Annotated in this window: 14 protein-coding genes and 2 pseudogenes; 7 read left to right on the forward strand and 9 right to left on the reverse strand. The window is 70.2% G+C overall.

Annotation, left to right across the window (positions count from 1 at the left end):
- The first annotated feature begins 98 nt into the window (after positions 1-98).
- Both OG453_RS28930 and OG453_RS28935 read left to right on the forward strand, forming a co-directional pair.
- Positions 99-2,279 carry an ATP-binding protein gene (locus OG453_RS28930; RefSeq protein WP_266871470.1) on the forward strand — a complete coding sequence of 727 codons (2,181 nt, stop codon included), beginning with the start codon at positions 99-101 and terminating at the stop codon, positions 2,277-2,279.
- A complete protein-coding gene (locus OG453_RS28935) occupies positions 2,276-3,856 on the forward strand; it encodes an ABC transporter substrate-binding protein (protein WP_266871471.1) in 1,581 nt (526 codons plus the stop codon). Before OG453_RS28930 ends, OG453_RS28935 begins: the two co-directional genes overlap by 4 nt.
- On the opposite strand, the gene OG453_RS28940 is transcribed toward OG453_RS28935, so the two are convergent.
- Together OG453_RS28940 and OG453_RS28945 are read right to left on the reverse strand one after the other, a co-directional pair.
- Entirely contained in the window at positions 3,851-4,243 is a 393-nt protein-coding gene (locus tag OG453_RS28940; RefSeq protein ID WP_266871472.1) for a VOC family protein, read from the reverse strand. The genes OG453_RS28935 and OG453_RS28940 overlap by 6 nt on opposite strands.
- Positions 4,244-4,388: 145 nt before the next feature.
- A complete protein-coding gene (locus OG453_RS28945; protein ID WP_266871473.1) occupies positions 4,389-4,739 on the reverse strand; it encodes a hypothetical protein in 351 nt (116 codons plus the stop codon).
- Between the two features lie 146 nt (positions 4,740-4,885).
- On the opposite strand from OG453_RS28945, the gene OG453_RS28950 reads away from it, so the two are divergent.
- Positions 4,886-7,747 carry a BTAD domain-containing putative transcriptional regulator gene (locus OG453_RS28950; RefSeq protein WP_266871474.1) on the forward strand — a complete coding sequence of 954 codons (2,862 nt, stop codon included), beginning with the start codon at positions 4,886-4,888 and terminating at the stop codon, positions 7,745-7,747.
- A gap of 81 nt (positions 7,748-7,828) precedes the next feature.
- Here the strand turns inward: OG453_RS28950 and OG453_RS28955 are convergent, their stop codons facing one another.
- Genes OG453_RS28955 through OG453_RS28970 form a run of 4 tightly spaced genes read right to left on the reverse strand, consistent with a single transcriptional unit; the run spans position 7,829 to position 11,476 of the window.
- The gene (locus OG453_RS28955) at positions 7,829-9,778 is read right to left on the reverse strand and encodes a HEAT repeat domain-containing protein (protein WP_266871475.1); all 1,950 of its coding nucleotides are present in this window, start codon (positions 9,776-9,778) and stop codon (positions 7,829-7,831) included.
- Positions 9,779-10,483: an SAVMC3_10250 family protein gene (locus OG453_RS28960; protein WP_266871476.1), complete on the reverse strand. Its 705-nt coding sequence runs from the start codon at positions 10,481-10,483 to the stop codon at positions 9,779-9,781.
- Positions 10,440-10,694: a DUF397 domain-containing protein gene (locus tag OG453_RS28965; RefSeq protein WP_266871477.1), complete on the reverse strand. Its 255-nt coding sequence runs from the start codon at positions 10,692-10,694 to the stop codon at positions 10,440-10,442. The genes OG453_RS28960 and OG453_RS28965 overlap by 44 nt, the downstream gene beginning before the upstream one ends.
- Entirely contained in the window at positions 10,691-11,476 is a 786-nt protein-coding gene (locus OG453_RS28970; RefSeq protein WP_266871478.1) for a helix-turn-helix transcriptional regulator, read from the reverse strand. Before OG453_RS28970 ends, OG453_RS28965 begins: the two co-directional genes overlap by 4 nt.
- A 126-nt stretch (positions 11,477-11,602) precedes the next feature.
- On the opposite strand from OG453_RS28970, the pseudogene OG453_RS28975 reads away from it, so the two are divergent.
- Positions 11,603-12,013, forward strand: a pseudogene (locus tag OG453_RS28975) (ATP-binding protein); the annotation flags it as partial.
- A 12-nt stretch (positions 12,014-12,025) separates the two neighbouring features.
- Here OG453_RS28975 and OG453_RS28980 read toward each other — a convergent pair.
- Positions 12,026-12,457 carry a DUF3995 domain-containing protein gene (locus tag OG453_RS28980; RefSeq protein ID WP_266871479.1) on the reverse strand — a complete coding sequence of 144 codons (432 nt, stop codon included), beginning with the start codon at positions 12,455-12,457 and terminating at the stop codon, positions 12,026-12,028.
- A 162-nt stretch (positions 12,458-12,619) separates the two neighbouring features.
- Between OG453_RS28980 and OG453_RS28985 the strand changes: the two genes are divergently transcribed.
- Positions 12,620-13,189 (forward strand): TetR/AcrR family transcriptional regulator, encoded by a 570-nt coding sequence (locus tag OG453_RS28985; protein ID WP_266871480.1) that lies wholly within the window; start codon positions 12,620-12,622, stop codon positions 13,187-13,189.
- Between the two features lie 79 nt (positions 13,190-13,268).
- Here the strand turns inward: OG453_RS28985 and OG453_RS28990 are convergent.
- A pseudogene (locus OG453_RS28990) lies at positions 13,269-13,460 on the reverse strand (hypothetical protein); the annotation flags it as partial.
- 10 nt (positions 13,461-13,470) lie between these two features.
- Positions 13,471-14,154 carry a hypothetical protein gene (locus OG453_RS28995; RefSeq protein WP_266871482.1) on the reverse strand — a complete coding sequence of 228 codons (684 nt, stop codon included), beginning with the start codon at positions 14,152-14,154 and terminating at the stop codon, positions 13,471-13,473.
- 175 nt (positions 14,155-14,329) lie between these two features.
- On the opposite strand from OG453_RS28995, the gene OG453_RS29000 reads away from it, so the two are divergent.
- A complete protein-coding gene (locus OG453_RS29000; protein WP_266871483.1) occupies positions 14,330-16,357 on the forward strand; it encodes a serine protease in 2,028 nt (675 codons plus the stop codon).
- Positions 16,358-16,458: 101 nt separating this feature from the next.
- The gene (locus OG453_RS29005; protein ID WP_266871484.1) at positions 16,459-18,132 is read left to right on the forward strand and encodes a M1 family metallopeptidase; all 1,674 of its coding nucleotides are present in this window, start codon (positions 16,459-16,461) and stop codon (positions 18,130-18,132) included.
- Positions 18,133-18,135: the final 3 nt, after the last annotated feature.

Below are 18,135 nucleotides of genomic sequence, written 5' to 3' on the forward strand. Positions count from 1 at the left end.
GGGAGTTGGAGCAGTAGTCAGCGGCTGCTGACCGGGGGAGCGCTGCGACTCGCCCCGAGCGCGGCCGAAGGCCCCCAGCGGAAGCAGGATGTCGTCGGATGGGCAAGCCGCAAACGCCACCGCTGTACGGTCGCGGTCCTCTGCTGGGCTCACTCATTCCGTCGCTCACCGGCCTGGCCTACGACGAACGGGCGCGCAGAAAACGGGAGTTCGGCGACGACGTGCCCGTCGTCCTGCTCACCGGGCAGCACGGACTCGGTCGCAGCGCCGTCCTGGACGGGCTCGCGCGGCACTACCACAAGCGGCTCCCGCTGGCCCATGTGCGGGTCGTGACGCCGGGGGCGTCCGCCGCCGTCCCCGCACAGTCCGGGGGCGTGCCCGCCGCGCCGGCCGCCGACTTCGTGCAGGTCCTCGAACGGATCGTGTGCGCGCTCGCACCCGGGCTCGGCCTGTTCCCCGTCCTGCTGCCGGGCCTGTTCGCGGTCACCGGCTGGTGCCTGGGCGACGCGGACGGGCGGGACGCCATGTGTGCCCGGCACGCCCGGCTCCTGATCGCCTGCGGTCTTCTGGCCGGGGACGAGCGGGACGTGGCGCGGCAGTGGTCGGAGCGGGTCGAAGCCTCCGTGGCCGAGGCGGCGGGCGCGGCCGCCGCCGGCATCGCGGTGGAGGACGACGACGGCTCGCAGCCGGTCACCGCGGCGATCCTGCGTGAACTCCAGTCCCTGCGCGGCCTCGCCCCGGCCCGGAACTGGTACGGGCAGCGGCACACCACGCCGGACGGCGTCACCGGGAAACCCGATGCCCTGCTGGAGCTCGGCCGGCGCTTCCACCGGGGCGGCGACTACCAGCACGCCGTCGAGAACACCCTGATGGCCGCCTTCCTGGAGGAAGTGGCCGACACCTACGGCCTGGTACGGCACCTGAACCGTGAGCCCTGGCCACTGATCCTCCTCGACGAGGCGCACGCCCCCGCGGGGCAGCGCTTCCTGAACCTGCTCCTCGAACACCGCGCCGTCGCGCAGCGGCCCCACCGAGACCGGATCACCGTCGTCGCCACCCGTCTCGGGGACGTACCGCAGGACGAGGCGCCGCAGGCGGTGCGCCGCGAACTGGCGGACCTGCTGCCCGCCGTGGGCGGCGCGCGGCGCAAGCAGGCCGCCGCCATCTGGCAGCGCACCGGACACGATCCGTCCGCCGGGCTGCTCGTCGTGCCGCTGACGCCGCTGGGCAGGGACGACGTCCTGTCGATGCTCGACCGGGCGTCGGCGCGGCTGCTCCACCCGCACCTGGCATCGGCGCTGCACTCGCTGACCGGAGGCCACCCGGCGGCCGGTACCGCGCTGTGCGACGCCGTGGTGCACGCGGCGCGGCAGAACCGCACGGTGACCCCCAGGGACCTGCTCGACCTGCCCACCGCGCAGGGGCGCCCGGTCACCCAGGTGCTGCTTGAGGATCTGCTGCCGGACCGGCGCCAGCGCGACCGGCTCCTCGTGCTGTGCCTGGCCCGGGACAACGCGACCGCGGAGGCACTCGCCGAGGACCTGCGTCTCGACGGGCCCGAGCAGCTGCCCGCCAATGCGGCGGCACAGTACCTGGTGGAGCGGCAGTGGCAGCAATCCGTCCCCGTCGAGGCGCCGTTGGTCGAGAGCCGGCTGCTTCAGTCGCTCCTCGTCCACGAGGCGCGCCGCACCTCGCCGCCCCCCGACGATCCGCACAGCTGGCACCAGATCCACCGCTTCCTGCATCTGCACCACGTGCAGCGCTCCGACACCGAGGAAGCGGACGCGTTGCGGCACAGTCTGGCCGCCGGGAACGCCGCACAGGTGGTGGACATGCTGGCGGACGAGTTCGGTGCGGAGGAGGCGGAACAGAGCGTCCAGCACTGGCTGTTCTGCCTGCGGCACTGTGCCACCGCCCCGACTCCGCCGTCGGCGGGCGGCGGATCGTCCGTGAACTCCCAGGACGGTGCGGGCGGTTGGAGCGACCACCGGGTGGAGATCGCCCTGGGGGAGTACGCCGCCCGCTACACCCACCTCGACGAGGCGGGCCGCAGCATCAACCGGCTCCTGCACGCCCTGTGGTACCTGTCCGAGCCGTACGCCGACGCGGCGATCGACCCGGACGCCGAGACCCTGTGCCAGGCGGTGGGCGACGAACTCGGATTCCTCTCCCGGCGCCACCGCACCTGGTACGCAGCCCTTGGCAGGGCCGCCCGCGACTGGCCGGTGGCCGCCCGCAGACGGAAGGTCCTGCCCGTCCCCGCCAGTGAGGGGTCATGATGTTCAACCACCCGCCCAAGGAGTGGGGCCCCCTCGAATGGCTCGTGGCCGCGGTGGTGGTCATCGCCCTCGTCGCGGGCGCCGTCACCTGGAACAGCTCGCGCCCCGGCCCGTGCGGTGACGGCCTGGAGCAGATCGCCGGGGAGTGTGTCGGCGTCACCGACCACGCCTTTGACGCGGACGAGAAGACCAAGAGCCTCATCAAGGCCGTGGCGGACGAGAACGCCAGGGTGGAGCAGGGCTGGGAGAACCCGTCGGGCGGCAAGGCGCGCACTCCCTACGTACGCATCGCCCTGATGATGCCCTTCACGTCGGACGAGTCCAGCGCGATGACCGGCGACATGATCCGGCGCGCCCTCGCGGGTGCCCACGCGGCGCAGCTGGAGGCGAACAGCGCCAGCGGGCCGCACTACCAGCTGCTCTTCGCCCCCGACGGCAAGGACCTCAGCGAGTGGAAGCCCGTCGTGGACCGTCTCGCCGAGCTGACGCGGGACACGCGGGCCCCGCTCGTGGGGGTGACCGGCATCCCGAGCAGTACGACGGAGACCCGCGAGGCGGTCGCCGAGCTCACCCGGCGCGGCATCCCCACGGTCGGCCCGGTGATCACCGCCGCCTCCATGAACTCCCGGTACTTCTTCAAGACATCGCCCAACAACGAACAGTTCGCCAAGGCCCTTACCCGCTACCTCGACCGCTATCCGCAGGAGAAGAAGGGCCTGTTGCTCTGGGACAGCCGCGAGGGCGACGTGTACTCCCAGAACCTGCGTGAGGTCTTCGACCGGCACTTCGGCAAGACCTACGACCTGAAGAACCACAACTCCCACTACATCGGCTCGTCGGGCGACGATCAGGGCATCCCGCGGCGCTTCGCCGACGCCGTCGCGAGGATCTGCCGTGACAAGGCGGACACCGTCTTCTTCGCGGGACGCGACCAGGACCTGCCCGCCTTCATCAACCGCCTTGCCCATGAGGGTGGTTGCGACCGCGGCGGCGGCAAGCTGCGGATCCTCAAGGTCGGCATCGGCCTGGAGCCGACGCTCACCTCCGCCGATGCCGCACGCAGTCTGCACAGGGCCAACGCCACGATCGTCGACGCCTCGGCCTACGACCCCGCCTGGGCGAAGGCCACCGGCGAGGCGCCCTCGGGTTTCTCCCCCTTCCTCGCGCGTTTCAAGAAGATCGACAGCGAACACGAGCTGGGGGCCGAGCCCTTGAAGGACGGGTACGCGGCCATGTACCACGACGGGTTCGCTCTCCTCGCGTCCGCTGTCGACCGTACATACGGCGAGATCAACGAAGGTGGCGCGCACACCCCCGATCCGGCCCTGCTGCCCTCCACCAAGGACGTGTACAGCACGCTCACCATCTCGACCATCAATGGAGGGGCGTGCACCGGCTGTCTGGTCGGGGCGGGCGGCACCTACGGGTTCACAGGGCCGGGTGAGAACAACCAGTGGGCCGTCTGCAAGCCCGTCCCGATCATCGAGTTCCCGCCGGTCGCCCGGTCCGACGACAAGGAGAAGCTGCCGCTGTACCGGACGTACCGGGGGGACAAGGCGAAGAGCTGCCCGTCATGAACCGGGGAAGCCGCCGTACGGGACGGTGATCAGCTCCATGGCGTGGCCCGCCGGGTCCAGGAAGTAGACCCCCCGGCCGCCGTCGTTGGTGTTGAACTCGCCCGGCAGCTTCTGCTGCGGATCTGCCCAGTGCTCGATGCCGCGCGTCGAGATCTTCTCGTACGCCGCGTCGAACTCTTCCTCGGAGATGAGGAAGGCGTAGTGCTGCAGCGCGATGTCCTTCGCGGGGATGGTGGCGAAGTCCAGCGTGACTGCATTGCTCAGGGCCACCGCGATGAACGGGCCCCATTCAGAAGTGATTTCAAGGCCCAGAAGGTCCGTGAAGAATTCAGCGGACTCCCGGTTGTCCCGGGCGTGGATGATCGTGTGGTTCAGCTCGACCGACAAGGAATGCCTCCAGAAGGCATCTCCTGACACCTCCATGCCTCACCCAGCCGGTGACCGACACGCGATGTCGCCGTGGATCTTAGGCACGGCGACATCGCGCTGTCGAGTTACTTCCCGTGGGCGGTCATGACCCGCCGGCGGAAGGTCACCCTTCCTCCCAGTTCACGCTGCCGACACCCGAGCCGCCGAGGCAGCGAGCGCTCGACGTATCGGCCTTGCCCGCATTCAGGGTCTTCCATTCTCCGGTGGCGTCCGGCCATCCCCCACAGACCACCGTGACACGGAAGGCCGTCACGACACCGGTGTTGTTGGTGCAGTGCGCGTGACCCCAGTAGCCGTCGGTGTCCGTGGTGCAGTCGAGAACCTTGGCGGCCGCGGCCGGTTCCTGCTGCGCCGCCGCCGCACCCGTCGTGACGGCGAACACCGGCAGCGTGACGGCCACCATCGCTGCGAGCTGCTTGAGGGCGAGCCCGGTAAGACGGCGAGGCTTGTTCATGGGTCGGTCTCCTTCTGGATCTGCGTCGCGGTGCACTGGAAGTGCACCGCCGTCCGCACTCCTGTGATGCTTCCGAGCGGCCCTGTCATCCCGCTCACTCCATAGTCACTCGACACTCACCCCTCGTACTGCGATCATTACTCAACGTGACTGGGGTGAGGATCGCGGAGTTCGAGTACCGGCTCCTGGGGCCGCTTGAAGTGCTGTTCGACGGGAGGCCCGTGGTGATGCGGGCGGCCAAACAGCGGGCCCTTCTGGCATCGCTCCTGGTGGACGCCAACAAGGTCGTCTCCGCCGACACCCTGATCGACAGACTGTGGGACGAACCGCCGGACGGCGCCCGCAACGCCCTGCAGAACTACGTGCTGCGGCTGCGCCGCACCCTGAACGGCGGGCCGATCCGTACGTGCGCGGGCGGCTATCTCATCGACGTGCCCGACGAGGCCCTGGACCTGCACCGGTTCGATGCCCTGGTCGCCCGGGCCCGCGCCGCCGCGGCGGCCCAGGCGGCCGAGCGGGCTTCGGCGCTCCTCGGCGAGGCGCTGGCGCTGTGGCGCGGGGAGCCGTTCTCGGACGTGCCGTCGGAGCGGCTGAGACTGGAGGTCGTTCCGGCGCTGAACGAGCGGCGCATCGGCGCGCTCGAACTGCGCACCGACGCCGACTTCCAGCTCGGACGGCACACGGACGTACTGCCGCGCCTGCGCGAACTCACCGCCGCCCACCCGCTGCAGGAGCGCTTCTGGGCGCAGCGCATGCTGGCCCTCTACCGCTCGGGCCGGCAGGGCGAGGCCCTGGACTGCTACCGGACCGTCAGCGCCCTGCTGCAGGACGAGTTGGGCGTCGACCCGGGTCCGGAGCTGTGGCAGCTCCATCAGCGCGTGCTCACCGCGGACCTCTCCCTGACCGCACCGGCGTCGCCGGCGGGGCCACGGGCCGAGGGGAACCTGCCCGCCGAGACGACGACGTTCATCGGCCGGGAGAGCATCCTGCGCAGAACGCGGAAACTCCTTGAGAACGCCCGGCTCGTCACGCTCACCGGTCCCGGCGGAGTCGGCAAGACGCGCCTGGCGCTGCGCACGGCCGCCGAGGCCTCCTGGGCGTTCCCGCACGGTGCCTGGCTCGCGGACCTGGCGCCACTGACCGAGCCGCAGCTCCTGGACCGTGCGGTCGCCGACGCGCTCGGCATCCCCGACCAGTCACTGCGCCCCGGTACGGCGGTGCTCGTCGAGCACCTGAGGGAACGGCAGCTGCTGCTGGTCCTCGACAACTGCGAGCACGTCGCCGAGGCGGCGGGCCACCTCCTGAGTACGCTCCTTGCCGCGGCCCCGGGCTTGCGGGTCCTTGCCACGAGCCGCCAGGGCCTGCGCGTCCCGGGGGAGTACCTGCTGCCGGTTCCGCCCCTGACGGTCCCTCAGGACCGGGGTGCGCCAACGGCGTTGACGCGCTGTGAAGCCGTACGCCTCCTCGCCGACCGCGCCGAGGCCTGTGCCCCGCACTTCCGGATCACCGCACGCAACGAAGAGGCCGTGGGCCGCCTGTGCCGCCGCCTGGACGGCATTCCGCTGGCGGTCGAGCTGGCGGCGGTGCGCCTCGGCACGCTCTCGGCCGAGGAGATCCTGGAGCGTCTCGACGACCGGTTCCGGCTCCTCTCCGACACCGGGGCGCCCACCGGACCCCGGCACCAGCGCACCCTGCGCGGCGTCGTCGACTGGAGCCACGACCTGTGCGACGAGCGCGAAAGGAGCCTGTGGGCAGGGGTGTCGGTGTTCTCCGGCGGCTTCGACCTCGCGGCGGCCGAGGCGGTCTGTCCGGGCGAGGACATGGCCCGCGAGGACATCGTGGACGTCCTTGCCGCGCTGGCACACAAGTCGGTGCTCACCGTCGACACGACAGGCCCCCGGGCCCGGTACCGCATGCTGGAGACCCTGCGCCAGTACGGGCAGTCAAGGCTTCGGGAGCTCGGCCGGGACATCGCGCTGCGGCGGCGCCACTGCGCGTACTACGCGGACATGGCGGCGCGGGCCGCGGAGCAGTGGTGCGGGCCCGACGAGGTCGCCTGGCTGTCCCGGCTGCGCCTGGAGTCGCCGAACCTGCGGGCGGCCCTGGACTTCTGCGTCACGGGAGAGGGCGACGCCACGGCCGGCCTCGGGATCGCCGCGAACCTCACCCGCACCCGGTACTGGTTCTTCAGCAGCTCGCTGGGGGAGGGCCGGCACTGGCTGACCCGCGCGCTCGACCTCGCACCCCAAGCGCCCGCCCCGCTGCGGTCCGGCTGCCTGGCGCTCGCCGCCTGGATCTCACTGTGCCAGGGGGACCAGTCCGCAGCCGAGGGTTTCCTGGCCGAGGCCGTGCGGCTGGGTGGGGACATCACGGACGCCGAAGCACTGGGCGTGCTCTCCTACATGGAGGGCGTCTTCGCCTTCCTCATCCACGCGGACGTACGGTCCATCGCGCTCCTGGCAAGGGCCAGGGAACGCTTCCGGGCCGGCGGGCAAGTGGGCGACGCCCACATGGCGACCATGCTCTGGTCCATGGCGGAGTCCTTCTTCGGCGAGCGGGAGCCCGCGCTCGCGGCAGGACGTGAGTACGTGACCGAGGCCGACGCCCATGGCGCGGGCTGGGCGCATTCCTGGGCGCTGTGGGGCATGGCGCTGGCGGAACTCCGGCACGGCGACCCGCACCGGGCGGCGGAACTGTTCCGCGACTCCCTGCGCCGGCAGCGGTCCATCGGCGATCGCTGGGGCACCGTGTGGGGCGTGGAGGCCATGGCCTGGGCCGTCGCCGCCACCGGGGACCACGGCCGGGCCGCCCGCCTGATGGGTGCGGCGGACCGCCTCCTGCGGATGACCGGCGTCGCACTGACGGGCCTGCGGCCGCTGCACGACGCCCATGTCGAGACCGAGCGCCTGGTGCGCCGCACCCTCGGCGAGCGGGCCTACGCGGCGGCCTTCGCGGAGGGAGCGGGGACGCGGGATCCGTTGCGCCTTGCGCTGGGCGGGAGTGCGTGAGGGGTCGGTGAATGGGCGGCGGCGGGGAGCAGTTGACGGCCGCGCGCTATTTCCCGCCGACAGCCGGCCGCGTGCGGGCGGTCAGCGCCACGCCCGCCGCCGGAGGGGATCGCGGCGTTCCGCGATGGCGGTCAGGGCCTCACGCCAGACCTTGGTGCTGCGGTCGGCCGTCCGGCAGTGTGCGAGGACGTATGCGTCGGCTTCCTCGGTGCCCAGCGCGGCGAGGGCCCGCAGGGCGGCATGGCGGCAGTGGTACGGATGGTCATCGGCAAGGAGCGCGCCCAACGCCGCGGCGCTCTGGGGTGCACGCACCCGACCCAGCGCCTCGGCCACCATCACGTGGAGGCCCTCCGACAGGTCCGGCCCGGTCAACTGCATGAGCCCCGCGACCGCTTCGGGCCCGGGACACCGGGCGAGCGCGGTGATCACCTCACGGTCGACGTCGACGTCCTGCCGGAGCGGTTGCGTCAGAGAGGCGAGGACGGGTGCGGCGACGGCGCCCATCCCGCCCAGAGCGAGGACCGCGGCCCGCGCGATGTCGCGGTCGGGGTCCTGGGCGGCGAGCGCCCCCAGCGCCCGGGCCGCCTCGGGCCCCGGGAACCCGCCAAGCGCCTGCGCCGCCTGGAGCCGCACCGGATGCGACGGGTCGCGTACGGCGGCCAGGAGCCCCGGCAGCGATTCCGGTACGCCGATCAGCCCCAGCGCGTGCACGGCACGGGCCCGGAGCGTGCCCGACTCCTCCCCGTCCGCCGCCAGTACCGCGAGGCGTTCGGCGGCCGGTCCGTGGCGCAGCGCGCCGAGGGCGTCGGCGGCGGCGGTACGCAGCTTCGGCGCGCTCTCGTCGTCCAGGGCGGCAAGGAGTAGGGGCGCGGCCTCGGCGCATTCCAGCAGGCCCAACGCCAGCGCGGCGTACGGGCGTTGACTGTCCCCGCCCTTCCCGCCGAGGACCGCGAGCAGCTCACGGACGGGCGGCTGCGGCAGACGGGCCACCGCCCCCGCGACCGCCCCGCCGATCCGCGCGTCGCCCAGCGCGGCGAGCAGCGCCGCGGTGGCCTCCGCGCCGCCGAGTGCCCCGAGCGCCGAGGCCGCCGCCCTGCGCACGGTCGGCACGGCCGCCGGGTCGAGCAGCTTGATCAGGGTCGGTACGTCCCGGTAGTCGTGTGTCTCGCCGAAGAGGTCGGGCCGGTCCTGGATGAAGGCGCAGACCGTAACAGCGACGCAGGCGGGCGTCCGGTACTTGGCACGCCGCCCCGGCACGGAGTCCATCAGGTCGCCCCGCAGCACGTCTCGCCCCGTCTTGGTCCGGGCGAGGAGCTCGGCCGCGGGCGCCGCGGTCGCCGCGTCCGGATCGCGCAGCGCGCGCCGCAGCATGATCTCGGGGATCCAGCCGGCCGGTGGGGGCCAGGACTCCTCGGGGAGTTCGGTGAGTGCCTTGACGGCGGCCCTGCGCAGTTCGGGAGAGGTGCTCTCCGATTTCACGAGGAACAGCAGCGCCGCTCCCGTACGGGGATCGCGCATCGCGCCGAGCACCTTCACCGCATGCATCTCGTCACCGGGCAGCAGCGTCCAGAGCGCGGCCAGTAACGCGGGCACGGCTTCCGGCGGGCGCAGCGCGGCCACCGCGTCGAGCACCGGCTTCGAAGGGCGCGGCTCGGCCAGCCGACCGATCAGTTCCCTGACGACCTCGGGCCCGCCGAGGGTGCCAAGGGCCCGGAACAGGGTCTGCTCCTGACCGGAGTTCTCCACAAGACCGTCGCGCAGCCGCCGCAGCAGCAAGGGGACCGCGCGGCGCTCGCCGAGCTTCGCCAAGGGGGTGATGACCCACAGATGGAGATGGCGGACGTAGCTGCCCGGCCGCTCCAGACAGTCGAGGAGCGCGTCGGCGGCAGCCGGGCCACCGATGTCCCCGATCAGCTCGACGGCCGTCAGGGCCGTGATGAACTCGGCGGACCGCATGGCCAGGGACAGGCCCTCCACGTCCCCGGCGAGCCGCATCCGGACCAGGTCGGGACGTGCCGTGTCCGGCTCCACTCAGGCTCCCCGCCCCTGCTCCTGGTCCTCGTCCGCCATCGCCACGTACAGCGGAGTGCCGATGACGATCCGCAGTTCCCGGCCGTCCCGTCCGGTGACGGTTCCGTGCAGCAGCCGCCGGGCGAGGAACTCGCCGTATACGGGCGGCACCGTCAATGACTCGGAGAACAGCAGGACTTGGCGCATCGCCTCCTCTTCGTCGGCGTGACGCCCATGCGCCGGGGCGCTCTCCCGCGCGAGCTGGAACAGCGACGGCAGATTCGAGTAGGCCGCCTGGATCGTGTCGGGAGCCGTACGCTGCCCGATGAGATGGTGCCCCGACCCGATGAGTGCGACGACGGTGTCGCCCTCGCGCCCCGTCATGAACGTCGGCCCGGCGGGCGAGCCGTACCCCGCGATCCGCAGCCCCAGATCACCCCGGAACCAGGGTCTCGGCTCCGTCATCCAGCTGACGTCGAACTCCCGCTCCAGGTACGACTCGACGATGTCCAGCCGCTCGTACGTGCTCGTCGTATCGGCGCGCGACGACTGCACGGCGAGGCTCAGCACCTTCAGATCGACCTTCGCCTCGACAGCGAGACGCTTGAGCAGCTTGGGCGGGATCTGCTCGTACAGCATGGCCAGCTTGGTGCCGGAGACGTAGAGGTAGTAGCGCACGTCGTCAGGCGCGGTCCCGGGGGAGGGCCAGAAAGGCGGTCCAGGCATCCGGGGCCACGGTGAGCTGCGGGCCGCCGTCCGGGTTCTTGGAGTCGCGGATGTGTACGGCGGTGGGGTGGGCGGCGAATTCTAGGCAGGCGCCGCCTTGCTCGCTGCTATAGCTCGACTTGCGCCAGGCGTAGGCGACTTCGAGGCAGGCGCCGCCTTCGCTGCCGCTGTAGCTGGACTTGAACCACTCAAGCGCCGTGCTGCCGCTCATTGCTCTCCTAGCAGTTGGTCCAACAGACCCGTGGTGTGCTCGGGGTTGAGGGCCTGTGTCCGCAGCATCGCATATTTGTGGGTAAGGATCGCCACCTCGTCTGGATCAGCAACCAGTTGGCTTCCGCGTTGGGTCTCGGTGTAGGCGAGCCGCTGGTGTTCAGGTGTCTCAAGCAGCACGAACGGGCCGTCGAGGGCCGCATGAGTGGTGCGCCCGAACGGCATGATCTGCAAGACGATGCCCGGGAGTTCGGCGTACTCGCGCAGGCGGTGCAGCTGCTCGACGTAGACCGTCGGGCCGCCGAGTCGGTCGTGCAGCACTGCCTCCCAGATCACGAAGCTGGTGGTCGGTGGGACCTTGCGGTGCAGGATCTCCTGGCGCTCCACCCGCATCGCGACGAACTGCTCGAGTTCGTCCTCGTCGAGAATCGGGACGCGGCTGCGGAAGACCGCCCGCGCATACGCATCCGTCTGGAGCAGCCCGGGGAGCACCAGTCCCTCGTACCACGAGATCGCAATCGCCTCCCGCTCGCAGTCCAGATACTCCTCCGCCCACCTCGGGACCAAATCCACCTCCGGCATATTGTCGACGGCGGTCTCCAACGTCCGGTTGGTCCCCAGGAGTTCGTCCAACTGCACCGCGAGATCCATCTTCAGGGGCCTCCGCCCCTGCTCAATAGATGCAATCGCTTCCTCACTGATGACGAACCGCTCGGCCAGTGACCTCTGTGTGTACCCGGCCGCCTCGCGGTGGACGGCGAGCAGCGCGCCCACCATCCGCATCGCCGATGCGTTTCTCCGTGACCGTCGCTTTGGGCTGCTCATACGGACCAACTCCCCACCAGTGGCCGTGCGTTCACACAGCGAACCCGTACAGCTCAGCTGTACGGGTTCACGTACTGCTTCATGATGGCCACAGAGCGTGACTCTCGTCACGTGAACGACGAAACTCCACGCGAACGCCTCTACCGGCGCGAACGCCAGTCCGCCCCCGCCGCCCGCGCCTTCGCGAGCGCCGCGCTCGCCGACTGGGGGATCCGCGGGTCACGCGCGTACGAAATCACCGTCTGCGTCAGCGAGTTGGTGACCAACGCCCTGCTGCACGGCGTCCCGCCGGGGCGAGGGTTTCGGCTGGGCCTGAGCCTTTCCGGTGACGTACTCCGTGTCGAAGTGCACGACAGCGGAGGTGGATGGCCCCGACTCGCCGGCGGTGACGAAGGTGCCGACGAGTCGGGGCGCGGCCTGCTGCTCGTGGCGGCCCTGGCTGACAAGTGGGGGGTCGTGGCGCGCGAACCCGGCAAGACCGTGTGGTGCGAGTTCGCCCGGCAGGGGTCAGCGCCTGGTCGCGGCCACCGCGACGATGCCGCCCAGGACGGCGAGGGCCACGCACAGAGGCGAGTACAGGAAACTGTTCATGCGCTGGAACTCGGCGGCGGCTCCGGCGTTCATCAAGTACCCGCCCAGGCCGCGCGCGAGCAGGATCACCGTCAGGCCGTACATGCCCGCAAGCCGCAGCCAGTCCGGGCCGATCGCCGGGATGGACTCGTTGACCATGAGGGTGAGTGCGGCGGCACCGATCAGGGCCACGCCCACGAGGACGGTGCTCGACGCCGAGGGCATCTTGCCGTCGTCGACACCCGCGATCGTCTTGGTGAAGGTCATCTCGTCCTTCATCGGCCAGGTGGTGAACACCCAGACGAAGTGCATCAGGCCGATCGCCGCGAGCGCGATCGTCAGTACCCCCGGGACCACACTGCGGACCATGACTCCCCCTCGCCTCGTCCTCATCTATACGATGCCGTATAGATGAGGACCATGACTCCCCCTCGCCTCGTCCTCATCTATACGATGCCGTATAGATGAGAGCGTAACACCCATCTATACGGGGCCGTATAGATGGGTGGCCCGAGCGGAACGGAGCAGGTCATGGCGGTGGCTCGCACCCCGCGGCACAGATGGATCGACGAGGGGCTGAGCGCGCTCGCGAAGGGCGGCCCGGACGCCGTCCAGATCGAGGCCATCGCGAAGGCCCTCGGCGTGTCCAAGGGCGGCTTCTACGGATACTTCGCCGATCGGCGCACCCTGTTCGACGAGATGCTCGACCGCTGGGAACGCGAGGTCACCGAGGAGATCGAAGCGCGCGTGGAGAAGCAGGGCGGCGATGCGAAGGCGCGGCTGCGCCACCTGTTCGCGATCGTCGACACCGGGGACGGGCTCGACACGGACGTCACGACCGACCTGGCGATCCGCGACTGGGCCCGGCGCGATCCGGCGGTCGCCGAGCGCGTCCGGCGCGTCGACAACCGCCATATGGACTACCTGCGTTCGCTGTTCCGTGCCTTCTGCGCCGACGAGGACGAGGTCGAGGCGCGCTGCCGGATCACCTTCTCGCTGTACATCGCCGACCAGTTCATCTTCGCCGCCCACGGCGATCGCAGCCGCGCCGATGTCCAGGCGCTGACGACGAAGTGGCTGCTCGACTCTCCGCACCAGTGACATCGCGAGCGCGCCCCGGCTCATCGGCGGTGAAGCCGACGAACCGGGGCGCGGAATGCCGCTGGTGGGGTCAGGCCGCTCAGCCGAGCAGCTCCACCTCCGCGAGCGTCGCAGAGCCGTCGAGGACAAGGCGGTAGCGCTGGTACTCGCCCGCATCGTCCACGCTGAACGCCCGCGTCTGCTTGTCCCAGGCGAAGGACTCACCCGACCGCTTGTCCAACTGGTCCCACTTCTCACCGTCGTTGGACCCTTCGAGTACCCAGCCGCGCGGCGTGTCCCGTTCACAGCTCCCTCTCGGCGTGGCTGCCCTGGTCCTCGCTGGTCACGGTGACGGTTTCCGCACCCTCATCGCCGTCCCACCAGTCGGCGAATGCCTTGCTGAGGGCGTCGATATTCTGCTGGGTCTTGTTGTCCTTGTACGTGAGGTAGTTGGTCGAGACGGTGACGGCGCCGGATCCCTTCGCCCCGTATCCGATGGCGAGTTGGGTGATGTGCGGGGCGAGGCGTTCGCCGCTCGGGGAGTTCTTGGCGGCCCAGGAGCGGAATTCCTCCAGGAGGTTCGACGGCTTGTCACCGTCGTACAGTGTGGTCTTCTTCGCCGTCTTTCCGCCCTGCCCGAGAAAGCGCGCGCTCCCGGCCGCCGGATCCTCGTCCCACCATTCCGTGAACGCCTTTGCGAGCGGGCCGACTTGGTCCTCTGCCTCGCCCCAGGGGCCGTAGTCGGTGAGGACCTTGACCACCCCGTTGCGCTCACCGGGCCGGTAGTCGAGGCTGACGTTCCGGGCATGGCTCGCAAGGGTGTCGTCGCGCTTCGAGTCATTCGTCTTCAGCCACGTACGGAACCCGAGCAGCGGATTGGGGTTGTCCGGGTCGTCCTTCCGCGACGACCCATCTCCTCCGGAACACCCCACCGTCAGGAGCAGTGCCCCCGCCGCGAGCGCTCCCGCACGCGTCCTCTTCCCCACTGCATCTCTCCGATCAACCAGCTGGTGCAATACAACACTTACAGGGCAAGCAGCAAGTACCGCCCCAATCGACACATCGTTCGATCTATGCGTAACGTACCTTCTTGATTGATCTGTACCAATCGGGCCCCGGATGAGTGGGGTCCGTTTTTTGTGGGGGAACACCACTGTGAGAATGAAACGCACCCTGACGGCGATTGCTACCGCGGCCGCCCTCTGGGCCGCCGCGGGACCGGCCTGGTCCGCCCCGGACCCGACGCCGACGCCCACCACCACGGTCACGCCGACCCCGTCGGCGAGTCCGACTCCGTCCGCGACTCCGACCCCGTCGGCGACCCCGACCCCGTCGAAGTCGCCGTCGGAGACCTCGAAGTCGCCGTCCCAGGACCCTGACCAGGACCTGGCCCGCGAGCTCGAGGAGTTCTGGACGCCCGAGCGCATGGCCAAGGCCAAGCCGGTCGAGGAGCAGCAGGCCCGCGAGGCCGCGGCGGCCGAGGACGCCAAGAGGGACTCCCAGGGGGACAGGGAGGAGGCGGCTCCGCGCGAGGGCATGCTGCGTTCGCCCTCGCACACCTTCAAGGGCATCAAGGAAGTCGGCACCTTCTACTGGGCGCAGAAGGCGGGCAACGACTACCCGGACCGCTACGACTACCGCTTCTGCGGCGGCACCGTCGTCCCGTCCCCGGGCAAGAACCTGGTCGCGTCGGCGGCGCACTGCTTCGACAGCAATGACCAGAAGACGAACCTGGTCTTCGTGCCGCAGCACAGCGCGAAGAGCCCGATGCCGCACGGCATGTACCCCATCAAGAAGGGCCACATCTTCAAGGACCCCGGCTACACCGGGTCCAAGAAGAGCGAGGAGAACTTCACCGACGTCGACGTCGCGTTCCTCGCCACCGAGCCGCGCAGCGACGGCAAGGAGGTCGAGAGCGTCGTCGGGGCCATCCCAATGGGCTTCAACACCGGCTTCAGCCACACCGCGCACGCCATCGGCTACCCGTATCTGTACGGCGGCGGCAACTACAAGCCGAAGCAGGACCCGCTCAGCTGCACCACGCCGACGAAGAAGTACACCAGCGGCAACACCAAGGACAAGGACGGCCGGCTCTGGCGCGGCGGCACCTTCACCGAGATCCACTGCGACGGCTACGTCGGCGGCACCTCCGGTGGCCCCTTCATCACCGCGGGCGGCGAGTCGGCCAAGCTGATCGGCGTCACCGGCGGCTGGATGACCGGCGGCCACAGCGCCAACACCTCGTACTCGTCGTACTTCGACGGCGACGTGAAGCGGATCTACGACGCCGCGAAGGCGGGCAAGCAGCCGGCGAGCATCAACCCGCCGCCCATGGCCGACCCAGTGCTGCCCGGCGCCGGCACGTGGAAGCACGCCAGGTCCATAGCCAACGGCTATTTCGCCCTCGACGGCCCGGTCTCCGACGACCGGATGGACATGTTCGTCATGTGGTCCGACGGCGAGCTGAGCATCTACCGCGGTGCGGGCAAGGCCAAGAACCACTTCGACAAGGAGTTCAAGGTCCAGGGACCCAACGCCCTGTGGCGCGACCACGCCAAGCAGGTCGTCGCGGGCGACTTCACCGGTGACAACGGCTCCGACCTCATCGTCCGCTGGTCGGACGGCGAGGTGACGCTCTACCCGTCGGTCGATGAGAAGGGCTTCCACGGCGAGTACCAGCTGGCCGCCGCGAACGGCACCTGGAAGCACGCCGAGGCGATGACCTCGGGCCGCTTCGGCGGCAACAAGTGGCAGGACGACCTCGTCGTGCGCTGGTCGGACGGCGAAGTCACGCTCTACCAGAACACCGGCGACAACAAGAAGCTCGGCAAGGAGATCAAGGTGGTCTCGCCGGGCACCTCACTGGCCGGTACGTGGAAGCACGCCACCCAGATCACCGCGGGCGACTACTCGGGCGACGACACCTGGGACCTGATCGTGCGCTGGTCCGACGGAGAGCTGACGCAGTATCAGGACTTCACCGGCACCGGCTCTTCCTGGGGCGAGAACAAGTGGCAGGCCCCGAACGGCCTGTGGAAGCACGCCCTGGTCGTCAGCGGCGGCGACTTCACCGACAACCCCTGGGCCGATGACACCATCGTGCGCTGGTCGGACGGAGAACTGACCCTTTACGCCGACGGCAACGCCTCCGGCATCGGTTCGGAGAACCAGCTCGTGGCGCCCGCGTAACCGCAGGCGAAGCCCCCTTGAGCGCGGGGCGCGAGGGGCGGCGGCAACCTCGGGGTGTCCCCGCCCCTCTTCCCCTGTGGACGACCGGATGGAGACCGACCATGAACCGCCCCGCCGCGCTCTTGTGCGCGGCAGCTGTCTGCCTCGCCCTGTCGGCGTGCGACACGAAGCCCCCGGGCGACCCGGACACTGCCGTACGGGAGTCCCACCATCGCCTCCTGGAGCAGTTCCGCTCCTGGGCCCGTGACACCGGCGAGTCCCGCACCGCACGCCACGCGCAGGCCGTGTACACGGTCGAGCTCACCGATGCCGATGCCGAGGGCGCGTACGACGTCGAGGTGCAGACCGACCTCTCCGCGAGGTCGGCCGAGGCCAAGGTGCTCGCCGAACTCTTCCGCACCTGGTGGGACGGCGACGATGGCGACGGCACCGTGCGAGACCTCGTCATGCTCGACGCAAGCGGCAATCGCGTCGACGACCACCTGTTCCCGGCGCTCGGCAACGGCGGCTACGACGTCACGCACTACGCCCTGACCCTCGACTACACCCCGGAGGGCAACCACCTGACGGGCACCGCCGTGATCACCGCACGAGCCACCCAGGACCTGTCCCGCTTCACCTTGGACTTCGCGGGCCTGCGCGTGCGCCACGCCGAGATCGACGGCTCCGACGCCCGCTTCAGCAGGACGAAGGGCGAGAAGAAGAACAACAAGCTGACGCTCACTCCCGCCCGGCCCATCGGCAAGGGGGAGACCTTCAAGACCACCGTCCGGTACGGCGGGACGCCCCGGATGCTCACGGCGGACGACGGCGGTGACGAGGGCTGGATCGAGACGGACGACGGCGTGGCGGCTCTCGGCGAGCCCACCGGCTCCATGACCTGGTTCCCCGGCAACCACCACCCGTCCGACAAGGCGACGTACGACATCGACGTCACCGTGCCGTCCGACTACACGGCGGTCAGCAACGGAACGCTGCGCGAGACACGGCAGCGGGGGAAGCGCACCACCTACCGCTGGCACAACTCCGAGCCCATGGCGAGTTACGTCGCGACCGTCGTCACCGGAGTCTTCGACATCTCCACCAGCACGACGGACGACGGCCTGCCCGTCTACACGGCCGTCGACCCCGACGAGGCGGACGGGCCCGTCGACGTCCCCGACCTGGTGCCCGAGGTCGTCGACTGGGCCAGTGACCGCTTCGGCCCCTACCCCTTCTCCTCGACCGGCGCCGTCGTCGACCACCTCCCCGGCCTCGGCTACGCCCTGGAGACGCAGACCAAGCCGTACTTCGAAGAGGCACCGGACGCACGCCTGGTCGTCCACGAACTGGCCCACCAGTGGTTCGGCAACTCCGTCACGCCCCGCGCCTGGCAGGACATGTGGCTGAACGAGGGCTTCGCCACCTACGCCGAGTGGCTGTGGGACGAGGAGCACGGACACCGCAGCGCCCAGGAGACCTTCGACTCCTTCTACGACGGCACGCACCCGGAGAGCGAGGGCATCTGGGACTTCCCGGTCGCGGACCCGCCGAACGCCACCCGGGTCTCCGACTCGCCGGTGTACGGCAGAGGCGCCATGACGCTGCATCAGCTGCGCAAGGCGGTGGGCGACCGAACCTTCTTCGCCATCCTGCGCACCTGGACGCGCGAGCACCGGCACGGGAACGCCGACACCGAGCAGTTCATCGCGCTGTGCGAGAAGGAGTCGGGGCAGGACCTCTCGGACCTGTTCGAGACGTGGCTCTTCTCGGCGGACAAACCCCGGCGAACGTGAGCG

This window comes from Streptomyces sp. NBC_01381 (assembly GCF_026340305.1).
In the GTDB taxonomy this organism is placed as follows: domain Bacteria; phylum Actinomycetota; class Actinomycetes; order Streptomycetales; family Streptomycetaceae; genus Streptomyces.

Bases quoted from the DNA above. Each gene is read 5' to 3' on its own strand.
- OG453_RS28930 (WP_266871470.1), top strand. From the start codon at position 99: ATGGGCAAGCCGCAAACGCCACCGCTGTACGGTCGCGGTCCTCTGCTG.
- OG453_RS28935 (WP_266871471.1), top strand. From the start codon at position 2,276: ATGATGTTCAACCACCCGCCCAAGGAGTGGGGCCCCCTCGAATGGCTC.
- OG453_RS28945 (WP_266871473.1), bottom strand. From the start codon at position 4,739: ATGAACAAGCCTCGCCGTCTTACCGGGCTCGCCCTCAAGCAGCTCGCA.
- OG453_RS28960 (WP_266871476.1), bottom strand. From the start codon at position 10,483: ATGCCTGGACCGCCTTTCTGGCCCTCCCCCGGGACCGCGCCTGACGAC.
- OG453_RS28965 (WP_266871477.1), bottom strand. From the start codon at position 10,694: ATGAGCGGCAGCACGGCGCTTGAGTGGTTCAAGTCCAGCTACAGCGGC.
- OG453_RS28970 (WP_266871478.1), bottom strand. From the start codon at position 11,476: ATGCGGATGGTGGGCGCGCTGCTCGCCGTCCACCGCGAGGCGGCCGGG.
- OG453_RS28980 (WP_266871479.1), bottom strand. From the start codon at position 12,457: ATGGTCCGCAGTGTGGTCCCGGGGGTACTGACGATCGCGCTCGCGGCG.
- OG453_RS28985 (WP_266871480.1), top strand. From the start codon at position 12,620: ATGGCGGTGGCTCGCACCCCGCGGCACAGATGGATCGACGAGGGGCTG.
- OG453_RS29000 (WP_266871483.1), top strand. From the start codon at position 14,330: ATGAAACGCACCCTGACGGCGATTGCTACCGCGGCCGCCCTCTGGGCC.
- OG453_RS29005 (WP_266871484.1), top strand. From the start codon at position 16,459: ATGAACCGCCCCGCCGCGCTCTTGTGCGCGGCAGCTGTCTGCCTCGCC.